At 34.7% G+C, this 24,502-nt stretch carries 16 protein-coding genes and 1 pseudogene; 11 read left to right on the top strand and 6 right to left on the bottom strand.

The genetic code is table 11. The annotated features are described in order from the left end of the window. Window positions 1-309 precede the first annotated feature (309 nt). Together ACP6PM_RS02330 and ACP6PM_RS02325 are read right to left on the bottom strand one after the other, a co-directional pair. Complete coding sequence (locus ACP6PM_RS02330; RefSeq protein WP_426581482.1) at window positions 310-591, bottom strand: DUF2470 domain-containing protein; 282 nt, start codon at window positions 589-591, stop codon at window positions 310-312. Between the two features lie 215 nt (window positions 592-806). Further along, window positions 807-1,833: pseudogene (locus ACP6PM_RS02325) on the bottom strand (aldo/keto reductase). An 889-nt stretch (window positions 1,834-2,722) separates the two neighbouring features. Here ACP6PM_RS02325 and ACP6PM_RS02320 point away from each other — a divergent pair. Then, window positions 2,723-5,677 carry a PAS domain S-box protein gene (locus tag ACP6PM_RS02320; RefSeq protein ID WP_426581480.1) on the top strand — a complete coding sequence of 985 codons (2,955 nt, stop codon included), beginning with the start codon at window positions 2,723-2,725 and terminating at the stop codon, window positions 5,675-5,677. Window positions 5,678-5,690: 13 nt separating this feature from the next. Next, on the top strand, window positions 5,691-7,397 hold the full coding sequence (locus ACP6PM_RS02315) for a putative bifunctional diguanylate cyclase/phosphodiesterase (protein ID WP_426581478.1): 1,707 nt from the start codon (window positions 5,691-5,693) through the stop codon (window positions 7,395-7,397). Between the two features lie 171 nt (window positions 7,398-7,568). Here the strand turns inward: ACP6PM_RS02315 and ACP6PM_RS02310 are convergent, their stop codons facing one another. Beyond that, window positions 7,569-8,732 carry a J domain-containing protein gene (locus ACP6PM_RS02310; protein WP_426581476.1) on the bottom strand — a complete coding sequence of 388 codons (1,164 nt, stop codon included), beginning with the start codon at window positions 8,730-8,732 and terminating at the stop codon, window positions 7,569-7,571. 547 nt (window positions 8,733-9,279) lie between these two features. On the opposite strand from ACP6PM_RS02310, the gene ACP6PM_RS02305 reads away from it, so the two are divergent. The 6 genes from ACP6PM_RS02305 to ACP6PM_RS02280 all read left to right on the top strand — a co-directional run bounded on the left by ACP6PM_RS02305 (window position 9,280) and on the right by ACP6PM_RS02280 (window position 20,336). Then, the gene (locus tag ACP6PM_RS02305; protein ID WP_426581474.1) at window positions 9,280-9,618 is read left to right on the top strand and encodes a hypothetical protein; all 339 of its coding nucleotides are present in this window, start codon (window positions 9,280-9,282) and stop codon (window positions 9,616-9,618) included. A gap of 193 nt (window positions 9,619-9,811) precedes the next feature. Further along, complete coding sequence (locus ACP6PM_RS02300) at window positions 9,812-13,408, top strand: DNA polymerase (RefSeq protein WP_426581472.1); 3,597 nt, start codon at window positions 9,812-9,814, stop codon at window positions 13,406-13,408. 665 nt (window positions 13,409-14,073) lie between these two features. Further along, window positions 14,074-14,607 (top strand): hypothetical protein, encoded by a 534-nt coding sequence (locus ACP6PM_RS02295; protein ID WP_426581470.1) that lies wholly within the window; start codon window positions 14,074-14,076, stop codon window positions 14,605-14,607. A gap of 1,030 nt (window positions 14,608-15,637) precedes the next feature. After that, window positions 15,638-17,308: a sensor histidine kinase gene (locus tag ACP6PM_RS02290; protein ID WP_426581468.1), complete on the top strand. Its 1,671-nt coding sequence runs from the start codon at window positions 15,638-15,640 to the stop codon at window positions 17,306-17,308. Between the two features lie 116 nt (window positions 17,309-17,424). Continuing rightward, the gene (clpB, locus tag ACP6PM_RS02285; RefSeq protein ID WP_426581466.1) at window positions 17,425-20,037 is read left to right on the top strand and encodes an ATP-dependent chaperone ClpB; all 2,613 of its coding nucleotides are present in this window, start codon (window positions 17,425-17,427) and stop codon (window positions 20,035-20,037) included. A gap of 176 nt (window positions 20,038-20,213) precedes the next feature. Then, a complete protein-coding gene (locus ACP6PM_RS02280; protein ID WP_426581465.1) occupies window positions 20,214-20,336 on the top strand; it encodes a hypothetical protein in 123 nt (40 codons plus the stop codon). Window positions 20,337-20,434: 98 nt separating this feature from the next. On the opposite strand, the gene ACP6PM_RS02275 is transcribed toward ACP6PM_RS02280, so the two are convergent. The 3 genes from ACP6PM_RS02275 to ACP6PM_RS02265 form a co-directional block, all read right to left on the bottom strand. After that, the gene (locus ACP6PM_RS02275; protein ID WP_426581463.1) at window positions 20,435-20,872 is read right to left on the bottom strand and encodes a hypothetical protein; all 438 of its coding nucleotides are present in this window, start codon (window positions 20,870-20,872) and stop codon (window positions 20,435-20,437) included. 200 nt (window positions 20,873-21,072) lie between these two features. Continuing rightward, a complete protein-coding gene (locus ACP6PM_RS02270) occupies window positions 21,073-21,339 on the bottom strand; it encodes a type II toxin-antitoxin system RelE family toxin (protein ID WP_426581461.1) in 267 nt (88 codons plus the stop codon). Continuing rightward, entirely contained in the window at window positions 21,336-21,533 is a 198-nt protein-coding gene (locus ACP6PM_RS02265) for a hypothetical protein (RefSeq protein WP_426581459.1), read from the bottom strand. The genes ACP6PM_RS02270 and ACP6PM_RS02265 overlap by 4 nt, the downstream gene beginning before the upstream one ends. A gap of 100 nt (window positions 21,534-21,633) precedes the next feature. On the opposite strand from ACP6PM_RS02265, the gene ACP6PM_RS02260 reads away from it, so the two are divergent. The 3 genes from ACP6PM_RS02260 to ACP6PM_RS02250 all read left to right on the top strand — a co-directional run bounded on the left by ACP6PM_RS02260 (window position 21,634) and on the right by ACP6PM_RS02250 (window position 23,771). After that, complete coding sequence (locus ACP6PM_RS02260; RefSeq protein WP_426581457.1) at window positions 21,634-22,224, top strand: Uma2 family endonuclease; 591 nt, start codon at window positions 21,634-21,636, stop codon at window positions 22,222-22,224. Between the two features lie 22 nt (window positions 22,225-22,246). After that, window positions 22,247-22,465, top strand: coding sequence for a hypothetical protein (locus tag ACP6PM_RS02255; RefSeq protein WP_426581456.1), 219 nt, complete (start codon window positions 22,247-22,249; stop codon window positions 22,463-22,465). A gap of 127 nt (window positions 22,466-22,592) precedes the next feature. Beyond that, the gene (locus ACP6PM_RS02250) at window positions 22,593-23,771 is read left to right on the top strand and encodes an LptF/LptG family permease (protein ID WP_426581454.1); all 1,179 of its coding nucleotides are present in this window, start codon (window positions 22,593-22,595) and stop codon (window positions 23,769-23,771) included. Window positions 23,772-24,502: the final 731 nt, after the last annotated feature.

Here is a 24,502-nt window from a genome sequence, read left to right as displayed (position 1 = left end):
AGCGATCGCTCTAGATAAATAAAGAGAAGTTAATTTATTAATTCAAAATCAAAAAATTATTCATCACTATTACTCTATACGCAATAGTAGAGTTTCCAGAATCTGGAAATACTCAACTAGGAGTGAGTTACTCCTCCATCAAACCATCCTAGAGCAGAAGAGTCATACCATTCACTTAAATAATGCCATAAATAGTTTTGATGCCAATTATGTGAAATAATTACCTAAAATCCTAATCTCTTAAAATCTTTAGCAAACACTATCCTACTTTTAATTATTGACTTTTGAGTTTTGTATACTACTGATGTTTTATTTTTGAGTACGAGCTAGTTTGACCATATCAATAAGAGTATAATGAGCATCTTCAGCATCCTTTAAAGTATGGTCAAATTCAATTCTTATAGGTAAACTTTCCCCACTAACTTCAGCAGTTAAGTTCATACCTAGAGCGTCAATAGAAAGCATTTTTGCTGTTGTAGCATTGGGGGAACTACCAAATTTTTTAGCATACAAAAGTACCGCATCTTGATGATCTTCATTCATGTGAGAACAAATGCGATCGCTAATTTCTGAAGTAAATGAATCAGACATATTTTTCAATCCTTTTATGAGTATTATTGTTGACTATCAAGCAAGCTAAAAAAGCAAATATAAAAAGGCTATTTCAGTACTAGACTGTTTCATCTTAAATGTTGCAATAATAAATTTTTAAGAGATAACTTTCTCCAGCTACAATGGCAAATCTAATGCACTATTTTAGCTTTCTATGTCCACTACTGGCGCGCCTATCCATTATTCATTATCAATTATCCATTATTTCGATATTCATCACCACAGTAACCAATTAACTTAAACAAATCCCGTGATTCTCCAGTTAAATCATTAATTTGTCGATAATCCTCTACATCTAAATTAAAATCAAAAATTCGATAATTATCTTGAAAAATTTCTGAAATACTCAGCCTTGCTCCGACAATTGCACCTGCTACAGTTGGCTGTTCTAAAACATACCGAACTGCCACATTTGAGATACTCACTTTATACTTATCAGCAATTTTTTTGAGCAGATTTAATAATTTTTGAAATAGACTCCAACCTCCCCACATATCAATCATATTTTTGTACTTTCTCAAACTAACAGTATCAAGGTTTCTATTTTGAGATTCTGGGGAATCTAAATATTTTTCTGACAATAAACCACCACATAATCTACCATAAGGCAAAAGTTTAATATTATGCTTTTGACAAAACTGTACCATTTTTACCAAAGGACGACGGAATACTAAAGAAAATTGAACTTGATTAGAAACTATTTTAATTCCACTCTCAACAATAATCTTCAGATGTTCAGTATCAAAATTAGTTAAAGCGAGATGCTTAATTTTTCCCTCCGACTGCAACTCCGCCATATAATTAAGAGCATCTAAATAATTTTTATTTTGATATTCCCAGCAATGAAATTGAATTAAATCCAAAGTATCCACATTCATTCTTTTGCGGGAAATATCAATATTTTTCTCAACTAACTTTTTCGGTATTTTTATGGGTCTTGGCACCCACTTTGTCAAAGCTTGTAAGTTAGATAAATACTCTACTCCCCTATTATCTATGTAATTGTTGTCTAAATTCTCCGATGAAATCCTCCGCTGGGCCATAATGGTCTGCTAAATCCCAAGTAGTAAAACCTATATCCATATAATTAAACATACTTTGAATAGCAGCTTTTGGATAGATACGCCCATGAGCACCTGATACTTGCCACATTCCATTCAAAATGCCAAAGATATTTATATCATCAGTAAACTTTACTCTGCTTGATTCCGGTAAGGTCATTTCAGTTATCAGTTATCAGTTATCAGTACCTCCGACTGAAGTCCTATGCTTGAAATACTGAAGTTGATTTTTTTCATCCTCTTCAAAGGATAGGCTATTGACCTAATTTTTTTGTCATTGTCTATTTGGACTTGTTGGTTTAGATTAGGCAATTCTTTTAGAGTAATATAATTACTGACAATTTTTAAACGTTTTTTCCAATATGAGTTGTTGATTAGATTTTAGATAATATTTGCCCGATTATTACATATTTTAATATTCTGAATACCGCAGCCTTAGTCTATTGATCTGTTAATTTTGAAATGATGGGTTGAGACAAGACTAAGGAAGATCAATAGGGAAACGTAGACAAGGGAGAAAATTTCATGGTTTATGCCTGAAATTAATCTTGACAGAGAACTATAGGAGAGTAATGAAGGACTAAAAAATTTATATAAGTTAGGTAGGCGTAAATAAACCTCAATATGAATATGTAACAAAATGTTTATGCAGCCTCAACCCTTGAGATTATTTCCTTCCACTCCCTTCCAGTCGCTTCGGACATAATAACATTTAATTACACCAGGCTAATTAGTGGTTCTGATATTTATTAGATATAGTATTTTTGTCTTTAGGCTAATTAGTGGTTCTGATATTTATTAGATATAGTATTTTTGTCTTTTCTATTCCCTGTTTCTAGTTAAGCTATTTCCTAAAATTAAAAACTTGTGTACTTCACGAATTTAATAAAAGCTATATTATAGAATAAATATAGCTTGCTAATATATAGCTTAGTATATTGAGAATAAAGACTTTAATTTGAAGCTAAATCAAGAAAGCTTAAAATTAAATATTTATAGTTATGCTATTTTAAGTTATTTTTTATAGATATTGTCCTTCCCTAAAATTAATGTCAATTATGTATAGCGTTGTGAAAAAATTAGAGCAAAATTTAGCTCAGTTGACAGAAGAGTTAAAAAAAGAGAAAGCAGAACATCAGTGCACTAAAAATGCTCTCAAAAAAAGTGAAGTACGTTTACAAACAATAATTAATCAAACATCTATAATTATTTGGGAAGTAGATAGCAAAGGTATATTTACTTTTGTCAAGGGTCAACCCCAACAAGTACGAAGAAAAACAGAGAAATTAGTGGGATATTCAATTTTTTATCTATACAGAAACAATCAAGAAATATTGGATAAAATCGACTTGGCAATGGCAGGGAATCAAGTTAAATGGTTTTGGGAAGCAGAAGATATCGGATATGAAACCAGAGTAATTCCCCAAATTTCAGAAACCGGTAAAATAGAAGGATTAAGAGGAATTAATATTGATATCACAGCCAGCAAAATAACCAAATTAGAACTCCATAAAACTCAACAAGAACTAGAAGGAAAAGTTGAGGAAAGAACATCTGCTGTAAGAGCATCAAATGAAGAACTTATAGACGAAATTGTCAGACACAAGCAAGCGAGAGAAGAACTACTATATAGACTAAATTTTGAAGAATTAATTACAACTCTATCAACCCACTTTATTAATTTAGCTCCTGACGAAATCGATCAAGGTATTCAAGTAGCCCTGGAATGGATAGGAACCTTTAGCGGAGTCGATCGTAGCTATGTATTTTTATTGGATGAAACAGGTAACTATATCAACAATAATTACGAGTGGTGTGCCACGGGAATTAAACCACAAATTCAACAAAGAAAACAAATACCAATCAGAGCATTAGGAGAATGGGAAGAACAAATACAGAAGCTAGAAACAATTTATATTCCCAGTACAGCTAAACTGTCAAAAGAAAAATGCATGACTAAAAAATTTTTGCGCTCCCAATCCATAAAATCTTTAATTGTTGTACCAATGGCATATTGTGGCATTTCTATCGGATTTTTAGGTTTCGACTCAGTTAGAGAAGAAAAAAACTGGTCAGAAGATATTATTGCTCTGTTAAGAATTATGGGAGAAATGTTTATTAATGCTCTAGAACGAAAACGAGTAGAACAAGCATTAGCAGAAAGTGAGAAAAAATATAGGCATCTGGTAGAAACTTCCCAAAATTTAATTTGGTCTCTGGATACTCAGGGGCGTTTTACTTTTGTTAATCAAGCAGTTAAACACATTTATGGTTATGAACCAGCCGAAATAATAGGTCGTTTCCTAACAGATTTTATTTATCAACAAGAAGTCGAAAAAATTACACCAGAACCAGAAGCAATAAATATCCTACAAATACCAATCTTTGATCGAGATAATTGTTCTAGTTTACAGTGGGAAACAATTCATAAACGCCAAGATGGAAAACCTGTGTATCTTAACTTTAATGCGATTACTTTAAAAGATAAATTTGGAAATTTCGAAGGTGTTATTGGTACTGCTACAGATATAACTGAACGCAAAAAATCAGAAGAAGCTCTCCAAAAAGCTAAAGACCAGCTACAAGCAGTGTTAGATGCTGTACCTTGGTTCATTTCTTGGATTAGTTCAGACTTACGATATATAGGGGTAAACAAGAAACTAGCAAGTAGTTTTAATTTACTCCCAGAAACATTTATTGGTCAAGAAATAGGTTTTCTTGGAAGTAGTTCAGGTTTCGTTAAATCTATTAATGAATTTTTTGCTAGCTCAGAACAACAAATCTCTCAGGAAGTTGAAACTAAAGTGAATGGTACTGTAAAAAATTACCTGATTGTAGTTCAGAAATATGACCGAGGAAAAGCAGTAGTTTCAGTCGGAATAGATATTAGCGATCGGAAACAAGCAGAGGCAATGAACATAAAATTAATTACCTCACTCAAAGAATCTGAAAGAAAATTTCGTAGTCTTTATGAAGCAACAAGTGATGCTGTAATTCTACTAGATAAAAAAGGGTTTATTGACTGTAATAGTGCTACTTTAACCATGTTAGGTTTGAATCAAAAAGAAGAATTTTTAACTAGAAAACTAACAGATTTTTATCCAGAATATCAACAAAATCAGCAACCATCACAGCAGTTACTTAAAACAAAAATAGTCCAAGCAATATGCAAAGGTAATAATCATTTTGAGTGGATCGTCAAGAGAACAGATAATTCAGAATTTCCAGTAGAAGTTTTGTTGACTGCAATGAGGGTAGGAGAAACCTATGAAGTAAATGGAGAGAAAAAGTTATTCAAAAATAGAGTTATCCAAGCTGTAATTCGTGATATTACGGAGCGGAAACGAAATGAGGAACAAATAAAAGCATCTTTAGCAGAGAAAGAGGTACTATTAAAAGAAATTCATCATCGGGTTAAGAATAATCTACAAGTAATTTCTAGTTTGTTGAGATTACAGTCTAGATATATTCAAGATGAAAATGTTATGGAAATGCTAAAAGAGAGTCAAAACAGAGTTAGATCAATGGCTCTGGTTCATGAACATCTCTATCAATCAAAAGATTTATCCAGAATTGATTTTAGTGAATATATTCGCAACCTAGCTTCTCACATCTTCCAAGCTTATGAAGTCAAAGCAAGAGGCGTGAAATTAAATGTCAAAATAGTTCCTGTTTTCTTAAATATTGACACCGTAGTACCCTGTGGTTTAATAATTAATGAGCTTGTTTCTAATTCTCTCAAATATGCTTTTCCAGAAGAATCTGTAGGAGATATTTATATAGATTTCAATTACGAGCAGAATAATAAAAATAAATTTATTCTCCAAGTTGGTGATAATGGCATTGGTTTTCCAGAAGATTTAGACTATCAAAATTCTGGTTCTTTAGGATTACGTTTAGTTTGCTCATTAGTAAGACAACTTAAAGGAGAAATTGAGAGAGTTAATGAAGTAGGAACAGTTTTTAAAATAAAATTTTATAGTGTAAATAGTCATCAATTATAGAGGCGAATAAATAATGTCAAAATTAAAGATTATGATTGTTGAAGACGAAAGTATTATTGCTGAAGATTTAGCAGATAGTCTCAGAACCATGGGTTATGCAGTTGTTGATATTGTTTCTTCCGGCGAAGAAGCAATTTCAATGGCAGCAGAAAAGCAACCAAATCTAATATTAATGGATGTAATGTTACAAGGAGAAATGGATGGAGTAACAGCAGCAGAACAAATTCAATCAAGCTTACAAATACCCATAATATTTTTGACAGCTTACACCGATAATCAAACCCTACAAAGAGTAAAAGCAACAAATCCTTTTGGTTATATTGTAAAACCCTTTGAAGAAAGAAACTTACATTTAACAATTGAAATAGCTCTGCAAAGACATCACTATGACCCAATAACTCTCTTACCAAATCGTTCTTTATTTAGATCCAGACTAAATGAAATTTTATCCCATAAAAATCAAGCTAGTTTAGGAGATTTATGTAATGTCAATGAATCTCACAAATATCAAAATTTTCCCAAAATACCTATCTTTTATATTAGTTTAGATCGAATTAATAGAATCAAAGTAACATTGGGGAGTAAAAATGGAGAATTGGTACTATGTAATATGGCGAAAAGGCTTAAGGAATCGATAACTGGTATTGATATGTTAGCTCGTTTAGAAGCTGCTGAATTTGCCATGATTCTTAAACCAGTAGAACAAAAGGAAGATGCTATTGATGTAGCTCAATCTATCTTAGATGTAATCTCTCAACCAATGGTTTTAGAAGGGTATGAAATTTATATAACTGCCAGTATAGGAATTACATTTTATCCATTAGATGACATAGAAGTTGATGAACTGCTAAAAAATGCTAATGCAGCAATGTATCATGCTCAACAAAAGGGGGGAAATAATTATCAATTACATAAGTCAGAAGCAGTTGTGATTTCTCTAGAACAACTAGCTTTAGAAACGAATTTGCGTAATGCTTTAAAACGCTCAGAATTTCAAGTTTATTATCAGCCAAAAGTTAATCTTAGGACTGGTAAAATTACTGGAGCAGAGGCTTTAATTCGTTGGCATCATCCAGAAAAAGGTTTGGTTTCACCAGCAGAATTTATTCCCTTAGCAGAAGAAACAGGGTTGATTATTTCTATAGGAGAATGGGTATTGCGTACTGCTTGTAATCAAACAAAAATCTGGCAAGAAGCGGGTTTTTTCCCATTCCAAATCGCAGTTAACTTATCTAGACGTCAATTTATTCAGAAAAATTTACAAGAACGAATTATTAAAATAGTCCAGGAAATAGACTTAGAACCTAATTACCTAGAATTAGAAGTCACAGAAAGCTTAGTTATGCAAAATGAAAAAGCTGCAAGTAGAATGATGAAGTCATGGCAAAAGTTTGGAATTAAAATATCAATAGATGATTTTGGTACAGGATATTCATCCTTAAGTTATCTCAGAGAATTTCCATTTGATGTGATTAAAATAGACAGAAGTTTTATTCGTAATATAACTGCAGATAGCAAAACAGAAGCAATTACAATTGCAATTATTCAAATGGCTCATAGTTTAAGTCTAAGAGTAGTTGCCGAAGGAGTAGAAACCCAAGCAGAGTTAGACTTTCTTCGGAAACATAAATGTGACGAAATGCAAGGTTATTTATTCAGCGCACCATTACCTAAATCCAAATTTGAACAGTTATTAAAAGAAGGAAAAAAGTTAATTTAAAATTTGAGTTGAGAGAAAGTGTGTGGGAAGCGTGGGAAGCGTGGGAAGTGTGAGAACAGAGAGTCAATAGGATGTGTAATTAATTTTACTTATGAACTTATTACAAAAAAGCACTTTCATGAATTCCAAATTATAAATTCCAAATTATAAATTATAAATTATAAATTCCAATTACATTAGACTCGTTGAAAGCCACCAACCAAAACCCAAACCTAACCCAGAAATAATAGCCAAAATCAAAAAAGTCAAAAAGCCATTAAACAACTCTATCAACTTTTCTCCAGCCACCATTTGAGCAATTACTCCAGACACAATACCAAGAACTACCCATGACCCAATAATAATATCAGGTCCAGCACCAACCAAAGCGATCGCCACAGTCTTAGACCGAGTAGAATTCCAAGCAGCAGACCAAGCTCCAACCCAAGACCCCAAAATAAAGCCCAACATACTACCAACACCAGTACCAGTCTTTGAAGCAATTACAGCATCAACTATTGTTCCAAAAACAAATCCACCAGCAGCCCAAACAATTGAACCCACTACAACCAGCAATATATTTTCTGCCCCATTGCCAGCCAAAAATCCCACCAAAGCAATTACTCCACCAATAGTTACTACAGCAGCAACAGTTCTTGCCTTTGGTTCAGTACCACTAATTACCCCCAGACTACACCCCACCATACCCCATGCAAAAGCAGTTATTACACCCCCTACATAATTTCCAGCTATCCAACCCGCTCCACCACCAGCACCCAACATGGCGATCGCCCAACACCTCTGGGAACTTGACCCCTCAATTGCTAAAACAGTCATTCCCATCCATGCCACACCTTCAACTACGGCCCAACTCCAGACAGGAGCCTTAGAAATAATTAACACCCAGGCAGTCATAGCATAAAAAAGGAAAGTACTAATCAAGCTACCCCAAGGAATATCAGAAGTTGTTGAATTTGTCTGACGAGTAGATGTCTGAACATAGACCTCCTGAAAACCACGATCTGTGTTGTAATTTCGTGGTCTTTGAGAAGACTGAGGAGGAGTGGAAGGGTAAGGAGAAGTTGGAGGGCGACGTGGTGTTGGTTGTGTTTGATCGGGAGTTGGTCTTGTTGGAGCAACTTGCTGTTGAGAATTACTCAAAAAATACCGCAATTTGCGGTAAGCTTCATTAATCTCTTTCAGACGAACAGTAGCTCTTGCTTGTAGACGAGTATTATGGATAAAGCGATCTGGATGCCAGACAAAAGCTAAATCTCGGTAAGCTTCTTTTACTTCTTCTAGAGAAGCACCAGGTTCAAGTTCTAGAATTTTATAGTATTGGTTTATTTCATCCACATTAGAAAAATACTTAGTAGTTAGTGGTATGGGATTAGGGAAAGTTTTATTTTTTTGGAGTTAGTATGATTTTCTAATCAAAACTAATCAACAATTACTTCCATTTTGACTTTAAAGTCACCAAAATGCCATATTAGTCTTCTGAGCGCTAGAAATTAGCTAAAGATTTTCCGCTAGAGGGAAAGACAAAACTGGGGGAAATTTTCCTGACCAGACCTACTACCTACTTCCTGGAGAAATCTCATCAAAAAACTATAGCGTTACAGATATAGATAATATTTTCCCACTTCCAGGAAAAGTCAACCTTCTCAAAATTGAGCGACCAGACCAGACCTACTAACTACTTTCTGAAAAAATCTCAATTCAAAAACAGAAATCTCACCAAAAAACTATAACGTTGCAGATATAGATATAGGTAATATTTTCCGATGGGTGGAACAGCAAAGCTGGGGAAAATTTCCTGAATTTACCTGAGCTACTAACTACTTGGCAAAGGAATCTCAATTCAAAAACAGAAATCTCAACAAAAAACTATAACGTTACAGATATGGGAAATATTTTTCGCCGGAGAGAAAGGCAAGCTTCTGAAAATTCACCGACCAGACCTGACCTACTACCTGCTTTCCGGAAAAATCTCAATTCAAAAACAGAAATCTCACCACAAAACTATAACGTTATAGATATGGGAAATATTTTTCGCCGGAGAGAAAGGCAAGCTTCTGAAAATTCACCGACCAGACCTGACCTACTACCTGCTTTCCGGAAAAATCTCAATTCAAAAACAGAAATCTCACCAAAAAACTATAACGTTGCAGATATAGATATAGGTAATATTTTCCGATGGGTGGAACAGCAAAGCTGGGGAAAATTTCCTGAATTTACCTGAGCTACTAACTACTTGGCAAAGGAATCTCAATTGAAAAAAAAGAAATCTCACCACAAAACTATATTGCTAAATCTAGATATATAGGTAGTATTTCCAGCAAATAGAAAAGCCAGCCTTGGAAAATAAACATACCCCAATCTCTATTCTTACCTAGCAGCTAAAATAAAACAACATCTAGAAATATCAATGTCAAATGTCTGCTAACCCTCCTACTACCCTTTTAATTGATGGTCATTCTCTCGCCTTTCGTTCCTACTACGCTTTTGCCAAAAGTCGTAGTGGAGGCTTGAAAACTTCTACAGGTATTCCCACAAGCGTCTGTTTTGGCTTCCTGAAATCTTTACTAGAAGTAATAGAGACCCAAAAACCAGAATATTTAGCGATCGCCTTTGATTTAGGAGAACCTACATTTCGCCATAAAGCTGACGAGAATTATAAGGCAGATCGACCAGAGCCACCAGAAGATTTAATTACTGACTTAGAAAATTTGCAAGAGCTTTTAAGAGCTTTTAATTTAACAGTTATTACTGCTCCTGGTTATGAAGCTGATGATATATTGGGAACTTTAGCGCAAAAAGCTAGTGCTGCTGGCTTTGGGGTAAAGATTCTTTCGGGAGACCAAGATTTATTTCAATTAATAGATGTAGAAAAAGGGATTAGTGTTTTACATTTAGCTGCGGGTAAAGGTAGTACACCTAAAGAATTTTTTTCTGAAGAAGTTAAGGAGAAGTTGGGTATTTTTCCGAATCAAGTTGTTGATTATAAAGCTCTTTGTGGAGATAAGTCTGACAATATTCCTGGCGTTAGAGGGATTGGGGAAAAAACTGCTGTTAAGTTGTTGAATGAATATGGTTGTTTGGCAGAAATTTATGCTTCTCTGGATAAAATTAAAGGTGCAAATCAGAAAAAGTTAGTAGTAGGAAAGGCTGAGGCGGAGCATTCTCAGTTTATGGCAAAAATTGAAGTAAATGTTCCGTTAAATATTGACATAGAAGATTGTCAGGTAAAAAGATTTTCTCGTTCAGAAATTGAACCTGTTTTGCAAAGGCTGGAATTACAACATTTCCTGAATCAAATTCCAAATTTAGAACAGCAGTTTAATGGGTTGGTGGGGATTAAGTCTTTGTCAGAAGAGTCGGAAAGTCAGGAGCAAGAAAAATCTACAAATAGTTTAGTTGAAGTAGGAAGTGATGATTGGTTTTTCAGCGCAGAAGATACAAAGGTTGCTCAACAGGAAATTTCAACAAAATCAGAAATTAAGCCTCAAATTATTGATACTCGAGAAAAGTTAAAGGAGTTAGTAAATATTTTAAAAGAACAGAAAAATTCTCAGACTCCCGTTGCTTGGGATACGGAAACAACATCTTTAGAACCGAGAGATGCAGAGTTAGTTGGAGTAGGTTGTTGTTGGGGAAAAAATATAGAAGATGTTGCCTATATTCCTACCGGACATAAAATTGGTAAAAATTTGGATAAGGTTACATTATTGGAGGCTTTAAAACCTGTTTTGGAAAGTGCCGAACATCCGAAAGTTTTTCAGAATGCTAAGTTTGATAGATTAGTCTTTCGCTGTCAAGGAATTAAACTAGCTGGAGTTGTTTTTGACACAATGTTAGCAAGTTATGTTTTAAATCCTGGAGCAAAACATAGTCTGGAAGAAATATATATTAGATACCTCACAAATAAGGGGATAAATTTACAGAGTTATAACGATGTGGTCTCTAAAAATCAAACTATTGCTGACCTAGATATTCTCAAAGTGGCTGACTATTGTGGTACTCAAGTTTTTGTCACATTTCAGTTAGTAGAAAAATTAAGAGCAGAATTAGAAAAAGCCGATAAAAATCAATCTGTTGAGAAATCTTTGTACAAATTATTAGTGGATGTAGAACAACCTTTAGAAGCTGTTTTAGCAGAAATGGAATTTCAGGGAATTAAGATTGATATTGAATCTCTGAAAAAATTATCACTTCAACTACAAAAAGATGGACAGAAAAATCAAGTTTCTGAGAAATCTTTGCAGAGATTATTAGTGGATTTAGAACAACCATTAGAAGCTGTCTTAGCCGAAATGGAATTTCAGGGAATTAGGATTGATATTGAATCTCTGAAAAAATTATCAAGTCAATTACAAAAAGATGGACAGAAAAATCAATCTGCTGAGAAATCTTTGTACAAATTATTAGTAGATGTAGAACAACCTTTAGAAGCTGTCTTAGCCGAAATGGAATTCCAGGGAATTAAGATTGATATTGAATCTCTGAAAAAATTATCAAGTCAATTACAAAAAGATAGGGATAAAAATCAACCTCCTGAGAAATCTTTGTACAAATTATTAGTAGATGTAGAACAACCTTTAGAATCTGTTTTAGCCAAAATGGAATTTCAGGGAATTAGGATTGATATTGAATATCTCAAAAAATTCTCAATCCAACTGAAACAAGATTTAGAGGAAATTGAAAAAAGAGCTTGTCAAACTGTAGATAGTCGAATTTTACAAGAACATCTCCAAACAGAAATTCATAAGATAGACCCCAATTCATTTACCAATCAACAAGAATTAAAAAAAGCAATATCCAGCCCCATACTCAAAGCATACATCAGCAAATTATCAAAAGACCAAAGAGAAAATTTAGCAACTCTTGAAAACCAGATAGATCGAGCAGAAACTAGAGACTTATTAAACCTCAACTCCCCATCTCAATTAAGCGAACTCCTGTTTGAAATACTCCATCAAAATAAGAAAAAATCTCGCCGACTAAAAACTGGCTACTCTACAGATGTAGTAGTCCTAGAAAAATTACAAACAGAACCCGAACATCACCCAATCATTGATGAAATATTAAATCACCGAACCTTATACAAACTCTTTTCCACTTATGTCGAAGCAATACCGAAGTTAGTTCGTTCAGACACTCAAAGAGTACATACAAACTTTAATCAAACTCAAACAGATACAGGACGTTTATCCTCCTCCGAACCAAACTTACAAAATATTCCCATAGGTACAGAATTTTCTCGGCAAATTCGTCAAGCATTTCTGCCAAAAAAAGATTGGTTATTAGTCGCAGCAGATTATTCCCAAATTGAATTAAGAATCTTAGCACATTTAAGTCAAGAACCAGTATTAATAGAAGCCTATCAAAATAATCAAGATGTACATACTGTCACAGCCAAACTTTTATTTGAAAAAGCAGAAATTTCACCAGAAGAAAGACGAGTAGGCAAAACAATAAACTTTGGCGTAATCTACGGAATGGGAGCGCAAAAATTAGCAAGGTCTGTCAAAATAACAGTCAAAGAAAGTAAACAATTTTTAGAAAGATATAAACAACAATATTCCCAAGTCTTTGCCTATTTAGAAAGGCTGAAAAAACAAGCCATTGCTAAAGGTTATGTAGAAACAATATTAGGTAGACGACGTTATTTTGAATTTGAATCTAAAACTCTCCGGGATTTAAAAGGCAAACAACTAAAAGAAATTAATTTACGAGAATTAAAACTAAGTCAAAATGATGCTCAAATTCTAAGAGCAGCAGCTAACTCACCTATTCAAGGTTCAAGTGCAGATATTATTAAAATAGCTATGATTAAATTGAATAAAATATTGACAAATTATCAGACAAAATTATTGTTACAAGTACATGATGAATTAGTATTTGAAGTACCACCATTAGAGTCAGAAGAATTGCAACAAGTAATTAAATTTACAATGGAAAATGCCGTAAATTTAAAAGTACCCCTAATAGTAGATATTCATGGAGGTAAAAATTGGATGGAAACTAAATAGAGCCTGTTGAGTTATCAGTTAACAGTTATCAGTACTTCTTACTTCAGTTGACAGGATAAATATTAAGTAGGTGGGCTGAATTATTGGTACAATAGCAATGAAAATTCACACGCAGTGAAAACATCTTGGCAATCCGATTATAGCTTCTTTTTCATATTTTTTATTTTAATCTTTATTTATGCCTATCTACTTATAAACCTCTCCTTTAAAGGATAAACAAACGGTCGTTTGCAGAGCATTCCGTAGGATGGGATGGCGTTTCGCTTTGCAACATGAAAAGCGGAGCGGATCTGCAAGAGCGGGAAACCTCGCCATATCCAATCTCCCCTTGAGAAGAAAAAATTTTCATGATTAGTCAATCCTATCCGTTTTCAAGGAGAGGTAATAATTAATAATTAATAATTAATAGACATCTCCAGAAAAGAGATAACACTTAACTGGGAACTGGGAATAGGGAGGAGTAATTGATAATTTATGGATAATAATTGACTTTACTTTTTATTTTTGGAGATGTCTAATAATTAATAATTAATTGTTGGTTATCTCCTCCCTCTCCCCACACTCCCCAAACTCCTCCCTCTCTCCATACTCCCTATTCCCTATTCCCTATTGTTATGTTAGACTCCTGACTGTAGTTGACTAAAAATTTTTCCTTGGGTAAATCAATGGATACCAAAAAATTAGTTTTAGGTGGAATTGGTTTGATATTAGGTGGTGCAATTGTGGCAACTGCTGCCAGCATAGAACTTAGTCTCGAACAAGAACAAGTAATCTGTAAATTGAAAGAGGCAGTAGAGGTACAAGAAAAAGCTGGTAAAAAATTAGTATTTTGGCCACTAATTGGAAAGGTTAAAGAGAGAGTAGAAGTACCATTTACAGCCAAATTATCTTCTGATGTATCTTATACTATTCTTGGAGTATGTGATGATAATTGTACTGACTTAAATTTAACCCTTAAAAATGAACAAGGTGAAAAAATAGCCAATCATGAAAAAGAAGATGGCATTCCAGTAATTTCTTTTACTCCCACTGAAAATAGTGATTATCGAATCACTGCACGACCAGATAAATGTGTAACTGAAAAATGTGAATTTGGTATGGTTTTATTTGTGCCTAAAAGTGTTGAGCTGGATGTAGCATCTGAACTACCAGAGGAATTATATCTATTTAAGTTTTGCCAAAAATCAACAAAAAATTAGTTCAGGAAAAAGAATTATTTATGTAAAAATGCTAAATTAACTTTAATCTAACTCAAACTAAAATTATTATACCGAATATCTAGCTCTCAAAAAGGTGATTATCATTTACCATTGACATCATTCCAACCTTGCGCCCCTGGGACAAAACTATTCCTAATCATCGCTGATTAGGGCTTTGTGTTGCCTATTGCAGAGGATGCGCAATTCAATTCGATCTGCGAAACACAGCATCTGCCTCCCTTGCAAGCCTCTTTTTGCTCTTAAGGTCGCTCTACAAACTTACAATGCTAGCCCAGCAGCCTTAATTTAACTACTATAGCACACTATTGGGAAAACCAATCAATGTTGTGGTTTTCCAATTGCGTCGCTCCCCTCCCTCCCTTTCAAAGCTATGCTTTATAAACATATTTCTTAACATAAAACTTAGACATTAGAAAAAGGTTATGTTTATTAACATTCAAGGAATATTTGGGGAGAGTAAACGTATTTAATTAGAGGCTAAACTCCCCCCACCTCCCCATCTCCCTATCATCAAAGGATTTTAGGAGTTCCTTATCAGGGATAGCTTTCACTCGTGGGGTTAGGGGGGATGGATAGCGGGGGTCTTCAACCAAGGTTGAGATAATCAAATTCAGAATTCAGCCCTCAGCCCTTAGCCATTAGCTTCATAGTTAAATGAAGTTAACAGCTTCTCATTATATATTCATATATTCTAGATAGTTAAAATATCTCTGGGTGGTATGACAACAAAAAAATTTCATTAGAAAGTGATTTTTTTTCTACAATTATCCAGGGTTGAGGGATTGATACTTACTCCTGAAAACTAGAGTAGTAAATTTCTTGCAAAAAAGTGCATCTCATGGTAAAGAAAAAAATTATGGTCTATCAGTATTAACCTTTGGAAGTAATCAAATAATTTCTACGAATAAGGCCGTTTTGAATATTAGATTAGAATAAAATATACCTATATGATTAGGGCCAAGGAATACCAGAGCAGATGTCATTAACTTCCATATCAAGAAAACAGTCTATGCTCCGGCAAAAAACCGGATCAAAACATTTGCTGAGTAGCATAGGAATCAGAAAAAAAATAGGATTTGGCTATGCTCTGGCAATCAGTATTGCGACTTTAGGAGTTTTGACAGGCCGAATATTAGAGTTAAATTATAAACATCAAATTAGAGAAAAGATAGAACAAGCTCAAGAACAAGTAGACTTACTGACAAATCTTACAAAAAAAGTATTAAAAGTTAGTATCCTGCAAAAAGAGTTGCCTAGCTTAATCAATAACCGGGCAATTTTAGAAAAAAAAATATCCCTAAAATTATCAAGTTTTTATGAAGTTAATACAATTGTTAAACAACTAGAATCAATCCTAGAAATTGGGGATAAAAGTGCAAATAAAAACACAGATTATGTTCAGCTTCAAGAATTTATCCAAACCTATGTTAATCCCCTAGAAGTTCATGTTCAGCAATTAGAAAGTTTAATTCAAGAAATTAAACAGATACCACCTCAAACAAAAGTAGAAACTTCATCACTTCCATCACTGAGTAAAATTACTAATAGTGAAATTGCTATAAAACTAGAAAAGTTATCACAAGATTCAGAACAATTAGCTATAGTAGCTCATCAGAGAGTAGAACAAGGATTTAAAGATTACCAAAAAGTAGAAGAATTAGGAATACAAATATTAATAGGTAGCCTACTACTGTCAGTAATAACCGGAGTAATGATAGCTATCCATACTAGTAAGTCAATCGCAAGTCCCTTAAAAGTAATAACCAAAGTTGCCGAACAAGTTACAGAAGAAGCTAACTTTGAACTCCAACTTCCTGTAACCACAGATGATGAAATAGGAGAATTAACAGTATCTCTGAATGAGTTAATTGGTAAGGTAGCAGAATACACAGACAAACTGCAGGAAGCTAAACTTAAAGCAGAAGCAGCAAACCGTTCTAAAAGTGCTTTTCTAGCTACTATGAGTCACGAACTACGTACACCCCTAAATGCAATTATTGGTTATAGCGATCTTCTTTATGAAGATGCTGTGGAAGCAGGATATGAAGATTTTGTCTCCGATCTAGAAAGAATTAAGCTAGCAGGTACACACCTCCTAGAAATGATTAGTGATATCTTAGATATTTCTAAAATAGAAGCAGGTCAAGTTACACTTTATTTAGAAAGTATTGAGGTTAAAAAGCTAGTTGAAGATGTGGTTGGTACAGCCAAAAATCTTACTGAAAAAAACCGCAATAAATTCAAATTAGTTTTAGGAAAAAATCTAGGTAATATGTATGCAGATATGCCAAAAGTGAGACAGGTACTGATAAATTTACTGGGTAATGCAGCTAAATTTACAGCAGATGGTGTAATTACACTCAGTGTCGAAAAAGTCAAAAATAGCAAATCCAAAAATCATCAAAATCAAAATTCAGGATTATTAAATAATGAACAAAATTATATAGTTTTTCGGGTAATTGATACTGGTATTGGTATGACAGAAGAACAGTTAAAACATATATTTAAACCTTTTACTCAAGCAGATGCTTCTACTACTCGTAGATATGGTGGTACTGGCTTAGGATTAGCAATATGTCAACGTTTATGTGAGAGAATGGGTGCGGAAATTGCTGTAAAAAGTAAGTCTGGAAAAGGTTCGACATTTACTGTTTGGTTTCCAGAAAGGGTAATTATATAGGGAATAGGGAATTGTTAATTTCAGATCTTGAATTTATTAATTAAAACTTTTGCAAGAGCTACAAGTTAAAATTAAATAAAAACATATAGACAAAAAATAAAGAAAACAAAAAAATTATGCAGCCAAATAATCCTAACCAATTTACAGAAAAAGCTTGGGAAGCAATATCTCGTACTCCTGACATTGCTAAAACTTCTCAAAATCAACAAATTGAAAGCGAACACCTAATGAAAGCTTTGTTAGAACAAAATGGACTGGCAACAAGTCTATTTAATAAAGCAGGGGTTTCAATTTCTAAAGTACAAGAATATACAGATACCTTTATTAACCGTCAAGCAAAAGTCAAAAATACTCCCAATAATATTTACTTAGGTCGTAGTCTGGATACTTTATTAGATAATGCTGAAAAATATCGCCAAGAATACACAGACGAATACATCTCTATCGAACATCTGATACTTGCCTACCTAAAAGACGATCGCTTTGGCAAAAATCTTTATAAAGAATTCAAACTAGATGAAGCAAAGCTCAAAGAAATAATTTCCCAAGTTAGAGGTAATAACAAAGTAACAGATAAAAATCCTGAAGGTAAATATGAAGCGCTGGAAAAATACGGTCGCGACCTCACGGAATTTGCTCGTGAAGGAAAACTTGACCCCGTTATTGGGCGCGATGACGAAATTCGACGCACTATTCAAATACTCAGTCGTCGTACTAAAAATAATCCAGTATTAATAGGTGAACCTGGAGTTGGGAAAACGGCGATCGCTGAAGGTTTAGCACAACGGATCGTCGCTGGAGATGTTCCACAGTCTTTGAAAGAGCGCCAACTCATCGCCCTAGATATGGGTGCTTTAATTGCTGGTGCTAAATTTAGAGGGGAATTTGAAGAACGTCTGAAAGCTGTTCTCAAAGAAGTTACTGACTCAGACGGTAAAATTATCTTATTTATAGATGAAATTCACACGGTTGTGGGAGCAGGTGCAACCCAAGGTTCAATGGATGCAGGTAACTTACTCAAACCAATGTTAGCTAGAGGAGAATTAAGATGTATTGGCGCGACAACTCTGGATGAGTACCGTAAATACATCGAAAAAGATGCTGCCTTAGAACGTCGTTTCCAACAAGTCTATGTCGATCAACCTAGCGTACCAGATACTATCTCAATTTTACGAGGTCTCAAAGAACGCTATGAGGTACATCATGGTGTAAAAATTTCCGATAGTGCTTTAGTTGCTGCTGCTACATTGTCTACTCGATATATTAGCGATCGCTTCCTCCCAGATAAGGCGATCGACTTGGTGGATGAAGCTGCTGCTAAACTGAAAATGGAAATTACCTCTAAACCAGAAGAACTTGATGAAATTGATCGGAAAATTCTCCAACTGGAAATGGAGAAATTATCACTGCAAAAAGAAAGTGATGCTGCTTCCAAAGAAAGGTTAGAGAGACTAGAAAAAGATTTAGCAAACTTGAAAGAAGGGCAACGCGCTCTTAATGCTCAGTGGGAGTCAGAAAAAGGTATTATTGGCAAAATTCAGACTTTCAAGGAAGAGATGGATAAAGTCAATATTGAGATTCAGCAAGCAGAACGAAATTATGACCTCAACCGTGCTGCTGAGTTGAAATACGGTAAATTGATTAACTTGCAAAAACAGGTAGAGGAAGCAGAAGCAAAACTAGAAGCAACTCAAACTAGCGGTCAAACTTTGCTGCGGGAAGAGGTTACCGAAGCTGATATTGCTGAGATTATTTCTAAGTGGACTGGTATTCCTATCAGTAAATTAGTAGAGTCGGAAAAAGAAAAACTGCTGCATCTGGAAGAAGAGTTGCATAAACGAGTTATTGGTCAGGATGAAGCCGTGACTGCTGTTGCTGATGCCATTCAGCGATCGCGTGCAGGTTTAGCAGACCCCAACCGTCCAGTTGCTAGTTTTATTTTCCTGGGTCCAACTGGTGTGGGGAAAACAGAATTAGGAAAAGCATTAGCGGCATATCTATTTGATACCACGGATGCAATAGTGCGTATAGATATGTCTGAGTATATGGAAAAACACGCTGTCTCTCGTTTAATTGGCGCACCTCCTGGATATGTGGGTTATGATGAAGGCGGTCAGTTAACTGAAGCTATTCGTCGTCGTCCATATACGGTGATTTTGTTTGATGAAATAGAGAAAGCGCACCCGGATGTGTTTAATATTATGCTGCAAATATTGGATGATGGTCGCGTTACTGATGCTCAAGGTCACACGGTTGATTTTAAGAATAGCGTGATTATTATGACAAGTAATATCGGTTCACAGTATATCTTGGATGTTACTGATGACTATGAGCAAATGCAGCATCGGGTAATGGAAGCTTTGCGTGGGGCGTTTCGTCCAGAATTTCTCAACCGTATTGATGAAACGATTATTTTCCATGGGTTGCAGAAAGAGCAGTTACGAGAAATTGTGCAGTTGCAGGTTTTACGTTTGGAGAAACGGTTAGCTGAACGTAAGATGTCATTGAAGCTTGCTGATGCTGCTGTTAACTTTTTGGCAGATGTTGGGTATGACCCGGTTTATGGCGCTCGTCCATTAAAGCGGGCAATTCAGCGAGAGTTGGAAACGCAAATTGCGAAGAGTATTTTGCGTAGTGAATTTAATGATGGTGACACTATTTTTGTGGATGTGGAAAATGAGCGACTTTCGTTGAAGCGCTTGCCTGTGGAATTGGTGAAAGCAAAGTAAATAATGGATAATGGATAATTGATAATTGATATAACATTTCCCAAGCTAGTGAGGTACAATTTTCGATCCCTCCCTGCCCCCCTTGAAAAGGCAAGGCTGTTTCATTCTCACTAAGCGTGTAGAATTATAGAGTAAGGAGCAGATATTACCCCAAATTTGGCCTAATATTACCTTGGTTGGCCATTTTTTGTGATCCAGAGCATTGCGATCGCGTAGCAGTGTGTCGTACTATCGCCACTAATCAATGTCAAATTGACCCAGAAATTGCCCTCTACTGTGCGATCGCAACTTCCGCTTAATTCAGATCAAACAATGTATTCAGTACCACACTTAAGTACAAAAAGAGGTAGTCCTGCATGGTAATGGTGAGGATATATATTTTTTAATTTCTCCCCATCTATCTGCCTATCTCCCCATCTCCCCATCTCCCCATCTCCCCATCTCCCAACACTCCCGTTGCTTCCTTTACCATTACTATGCACCACCACCCATTTTTCAACTTGTGAGACTTTAACGCTTCTCTAATTTCTGCCACAACCTCAGTCAATTTTGGATGAGAATTTTCTTCTACTGCCGCTGCTAACTCCTGTATTGTCTGGGCCACATCAGGATTTTCTGCTGCTTCCTGCATTTCCAAAACTGCCTGGCCATAATCCAAAGGTTGCTCTGAAGCTTGTTCAATAGCAGCTATAGCACCAGGAGATTCTTGTTTCAGATATTTCATCAACTTAGCACTTTTATCCCAGACCACCTGCCCAATATTTTCCCCAGTTTTTTCCAAAGCTTTTGTCCCCAATACAGCAGCTAGCGCCGTTAAAATAGTAATAGGTTCCATATTTCCTCCTAAAATTGGACTCAGATTAAGTCAATTATTTAGATAATATTCTAAGACATCTTATTTAATCGGGGCAAATTGAAAAAACTAATTAAACGAGTTGAGGAACATAGGAAAAATATAAGTATTAGACCTCTATAAAAATTATAGATTCTGTTAATTACCGAGCTATTTTGAAGAAAGCGATCGCTCTAGAAAAGCTAAGGAAAATATCTGTAAATTTCTTTTCGGTGAAGTATCCTAACGAAAGAGACTATACCATCATTAACTTTAATACCTAATCGATAATCTCCTACTCTGATCCGATAGTATCCTTCCTCACCTTTTAACTTTTTGATATTTCTAATTTTCGTTAAATTTTCCACTTTTTCAACTTGCTCGATAATTTCTTGAACTCTAGTCAATAACTCAGCATCAAGAATCTTTTGTAAATCTTTTTCAAAACTTTTTCTAAATTCAACATTCATAGCTTTCTCTTGAGAATTTTGAAGACTTGTTCCCGACTAACTGTTTCAGTATTTTCACCTTCTTGAATAGCATTTTTTATTAAAATATCTTCTAAAATCTCATAAAATTCCTCTTTTTGTTCTTGCAGTAACTCAATAATCGCTACTTTCAACAATTCTTTCAATTTTGCTTCATCTATAGTAATTTCAGCCATGTTTTTTTTTGATAATTGTTTACAGAGATTATAACAATAATAGCAATTATAGCATATTTAATGATAATATATAAACAATTAATTTAACTGGAATAAAACAATGATTGCTCAACCCCAAGATTATAAAAAAATGACTCCTGAAGAATATCTGGAATGGGAAGCTAAACAGGAATTTCGCCATGAATATGTAGATGGAAAAATTTTACCCATGACAAGAGAAAGTCTTCCTTATAATAATATTGTTCTCAATTTATGTAGAACTTTATATCCCTCTGTTAATCAAAAAAATTCTCGAATTAATCTGTTGGAGGTGAAAGTTAAGGATGCTAAAAATAGTCGTTATTTTTATCCCGATATAGTGATTAGTTGCAATGCTGATGATTTAAAATCCCGGAACTTTATCAAACATCCTACAGTAATTATTGAAATTCTTTCTCCCAGTACAGAAAAATACGATCGCGGCAATAAGTTTAAATATTATCGTCAGTTTCCCAGTTTGCAAGAATATGTTTTAGTAGACTCAGAATCAATATCTGTAGAAATTTATCAACGTGGCGAGGGGAAAATTTGGCATTATTCTGCATATACAGAAGGAGAGTCAATTACATTATCAAGTATTGAATTTACTTCTGCCATTGAAGTTTTATACGAAGGAGTTAACTTTGAAACTAATACTATTGAGCAAGAATAAACGTGGTGCTGCATTATGAAAAATGGCAGTGGGAGCATATTGCTCCTTTGGTAGGCATTATATTAATCCTAATATTAACTATTGTAGGTCATTGCGACTGGAACGGAGTGGAAGTAAACAATCTCAGGGGTGGTGCGAGATTGCTTCCTATCGTCGCAATGACAAGTTTTCAGTATATATTAATCATCCCCATATACAGTTAACCACAATCAAATTTCTCTCAGCAATTTCTCAGTTTTAGAACTTTACGATGGAGATTAAGCTAACCTTGAATAATATCCTAAAAACATCTATTTCATCAGGGCAGAATTAAAAGCCAACCTAGCTTTCAATTCTGAATTGTAGACTCGACCTTAAATCTGAAATATATGGAGCGTAGTATCTCAAAGTCCTTATTTTTCCTCCAAAGATTGGAACCAAAAATTTCAGTCATGGACCGCTACATGACCGCAGAATTAATTGGGCCATTCCTCTTTGGTGTAGGATTATTTTCATCTATTGGCATAACAGTTGGGGCAATGTTTGAGTTAGTCCGAAAAGTGACAGAATCTGGACTACCTGTTTCTATTGCCATACAAGTATTTCTACTCAAAATGCCAGAGTTTATTGGTTTGGCATTTCCAATGGCAATGGTACTTGCTACCCTCATGGTTTACAGTCAGATGTCTGGCAATAGTGAGATAGTTGCCCTCCGTAGCTGTGGTATTAGTGTCTATCGAATGGTTATACCTGCGGTTATATTAAGTCTGACGGTAACTGCTTTCAGCTTTGCTCTTAATGAAGTAATTGTACCTAATGCCAACTATCAAAGCTCTCTTATCCTAGAAAAAACTCTAGAGCAAGACAATCCTCCTTTCAAAGAAAAAAATATTTTCTATCCAGAGTTTGGGAAAGTCGAGCAACCAGACGGTAGTCTAGACGATACACTCACCCGCTTATTCTACGCCGAAAGGTTTGATGGTAAATATATGAAAGGCGTAACTATTTTGGACCGTTCCCAATATGGAGTTGACCAAATAGTTTCCTCCGAAACAGCAACTTGGAATTCAGCAGAAAATATTTGGGACTTATTTAATGGGACAATTTATCTTGTATCTCCAGATGGTTCATATCGTAATATTGTCAAGTTTGACCATCAAAAATTAAAGCTTTCTAGTGCTCCTTTAGATTTAGCAGGTAAAAGACGTACTTACAAACAAATGAATATTGCTCAATCTTATGAATATTTAGACTTAATGCGACTAAGTGGAAATTATCGGAAAGTTGTTAAAACTCAAGTCAGAATTCAACAAAAATTTGCTTTACCATTTGTGTGTTTAGTAATGGGTTTAGTAGGAGCAGCTTTAGGAATTAGACCACAAAGAAGGGCGAATCGAGGTACTAGCTTTGGTATTAGTGTAATAATTATTTTCGGCTATTATTTACTTTCATTTATTACAGGAGCAATGGGGCAAAAAGAAATTTTGACTCCTTTTTTGGCTGGATGGCTACCGAATTTTATCGGTCTTGGAGTGGCAGGATTATTGTTAGTAAGAGCCTCTCGTTAATGAAGTCAGAAGTTAGAAGTTTTTTTGTAATGTGGCTTTAGACAAAATTATTTTGATAATTGAAAAGTTGATTATCGTAGTGTCGTGTCAAGCTTGAAAATGTGGGTTAAAAAACCTAACCCCCCAACCCCCTTCCCTGCAAGGGAAGGGGGGGTAACTCACCCCTCTCCTACAAGGAGAGGGGTTGGGGGAGAGGTCTCCAAGGTTGCTCGCTCCTAACCCACAATTTTAGTCTTGACATAGCAGTAGTAAAGCGACAAACCTAAAATGTTGCAATTGTCGGGGCGGGTTCGGCGTTAAGTTAATCAGGTTATAAATTATCTTATAAACCCGCTCTTTCGTTAATTAATTCAAAAGTAAAAAGTCAAAATTCAAAAGTGAGAATTAAGAAGTTAAAAGTTGTTTTGATAATGTGGCTCTAGATCCAATTATTTTGATAATTAAAAATTTGATTATCTTAGTAAAGCGACAAACCTAAAATGTTGCAATTGTCGGGGCGGGTTCGGCGTTAAGTTAATCAGGTTATAAATTATCTTATAAACCCGCTCTTTCGTTAATTAATTCAAAAGTAAAAAGTCAAAATTCAAAAGTGAGAATTAAGAAGTTAAAAGTTGTTTTGATAATGTGGCTCTAGATCCAATTATTTTGATAATTAAAAATTTGATTATCTTAGTAAAGCGACAAACCTAAAATGTTGCAATTGTCGGGGCGGGTTCGGCGTTAAGTTAATC

The organism is Dapis brunnea BLCC-M229, from assembly GCF_050015995.1.
GTDB lineage: Bacteria > Cyanobacteriota > Cyanobacteriia > Cyanobacteriales > Microcoleaceae > Trichodesmium.
This window is presented reverse-complemented; position numbering and strand designations above follow the sequence as displayed.

Coding starts and splice junctions, on each gene's coding strand:
- ACP6PM_RS02275 (WP_426581463.1), bottom strand. CDS start 20,872: ATGGAACCTATTACTATTTTAACGGCGCTAGCTGCTGTATTGGGGACA.
- ACP6PM_RS02255 (WP_426581456.1), top strand. CDS start 22,247: ATGGCAGTGGGAGCATATTGCTCCTTTGGTAGGCATTATATTAATCCT.
- ACP6PM_RS02320 (WP_426581480.1), top strand. CDS start 2,723: ATGTCAATTATGTATAGCGTTGTGAAAAAATTAGAGCAAAATTTAGCT.
- ACP6PM_RS02315 (WP_426581478.1), top strand. CDS start 5,691: ATGTCAAAATTAAAGATTATGATTGTTGAAGACGAAAGTATTATTGCT.
- ACP6PM_RS02260 (WP_426581457.1), top strand. CDS start 21,634: ATGATTGCTCAACCCCAAGATTATAAAAAAATGACTCCTGAAGAATAT.
- ACP6PM_RS02265 (WP_426581459.1), bottom strand. CDS start 21,533: ATGGCTGAAATTACTATAGATGAAGCAAAATTGAAAGAATTGTTGAAA.
- ACP6PM_RS02290 (WP_426581468.1), top strand. CDS start 15,638: ATGCTCCGGCAAAAAACCGGATCAAAACATTTGCTGAGTAGCATAGGA.
- ACP6PM_RS02300 (WP_426581472.1), top strand. CDS start 9,812: ATGTCTGCTAACCCTCCTACTACCCTTTTAATTGATGGTCATTCTCTC.
- ACP6PM_RS02250 (WP_426581454.1), top strand. CDS start 22,593: ATGGAGCGTAGTATCTCAAAGTCCTTATTTTTCCTCCAAAGATTGGAA.
- ACP6PM_RS02305 (WP_426581474.1), top strand. CDS start 9,280: ATGGGAAATATTTTTCGCCGGAGAGAAAGGCAAGCTTCTGAAAATTCA.
- clpB (WP_426581466.1), top strand. CDS start 17,425: ATGCAGCCAAATAATCCTAACCAATTTACAGAAAAAGCTTGGGAAGCA.
- ACP6PM_RS02330 (WP_426581482.1), bottom strand. CDS start 591: ATGTCTGATTCATTTACTTCAGAAATTAGCGATCGCATTTGTTCTCAC.
- ACP6PM_RS02295 (WP_426581470.1), top strand. CDS start 14,074: ATGGATACCAAAAAATTAGTTTTAGGTGGAATTGGTTTGATATTAGGT.
- ACP6PM_RS02270 (WP_426581461.1), bottom strand. CDS start 21,339: ATGAATGTTGAATTTAGAAAAAGTTTTGAAAAAGATTTACAAAAGATT.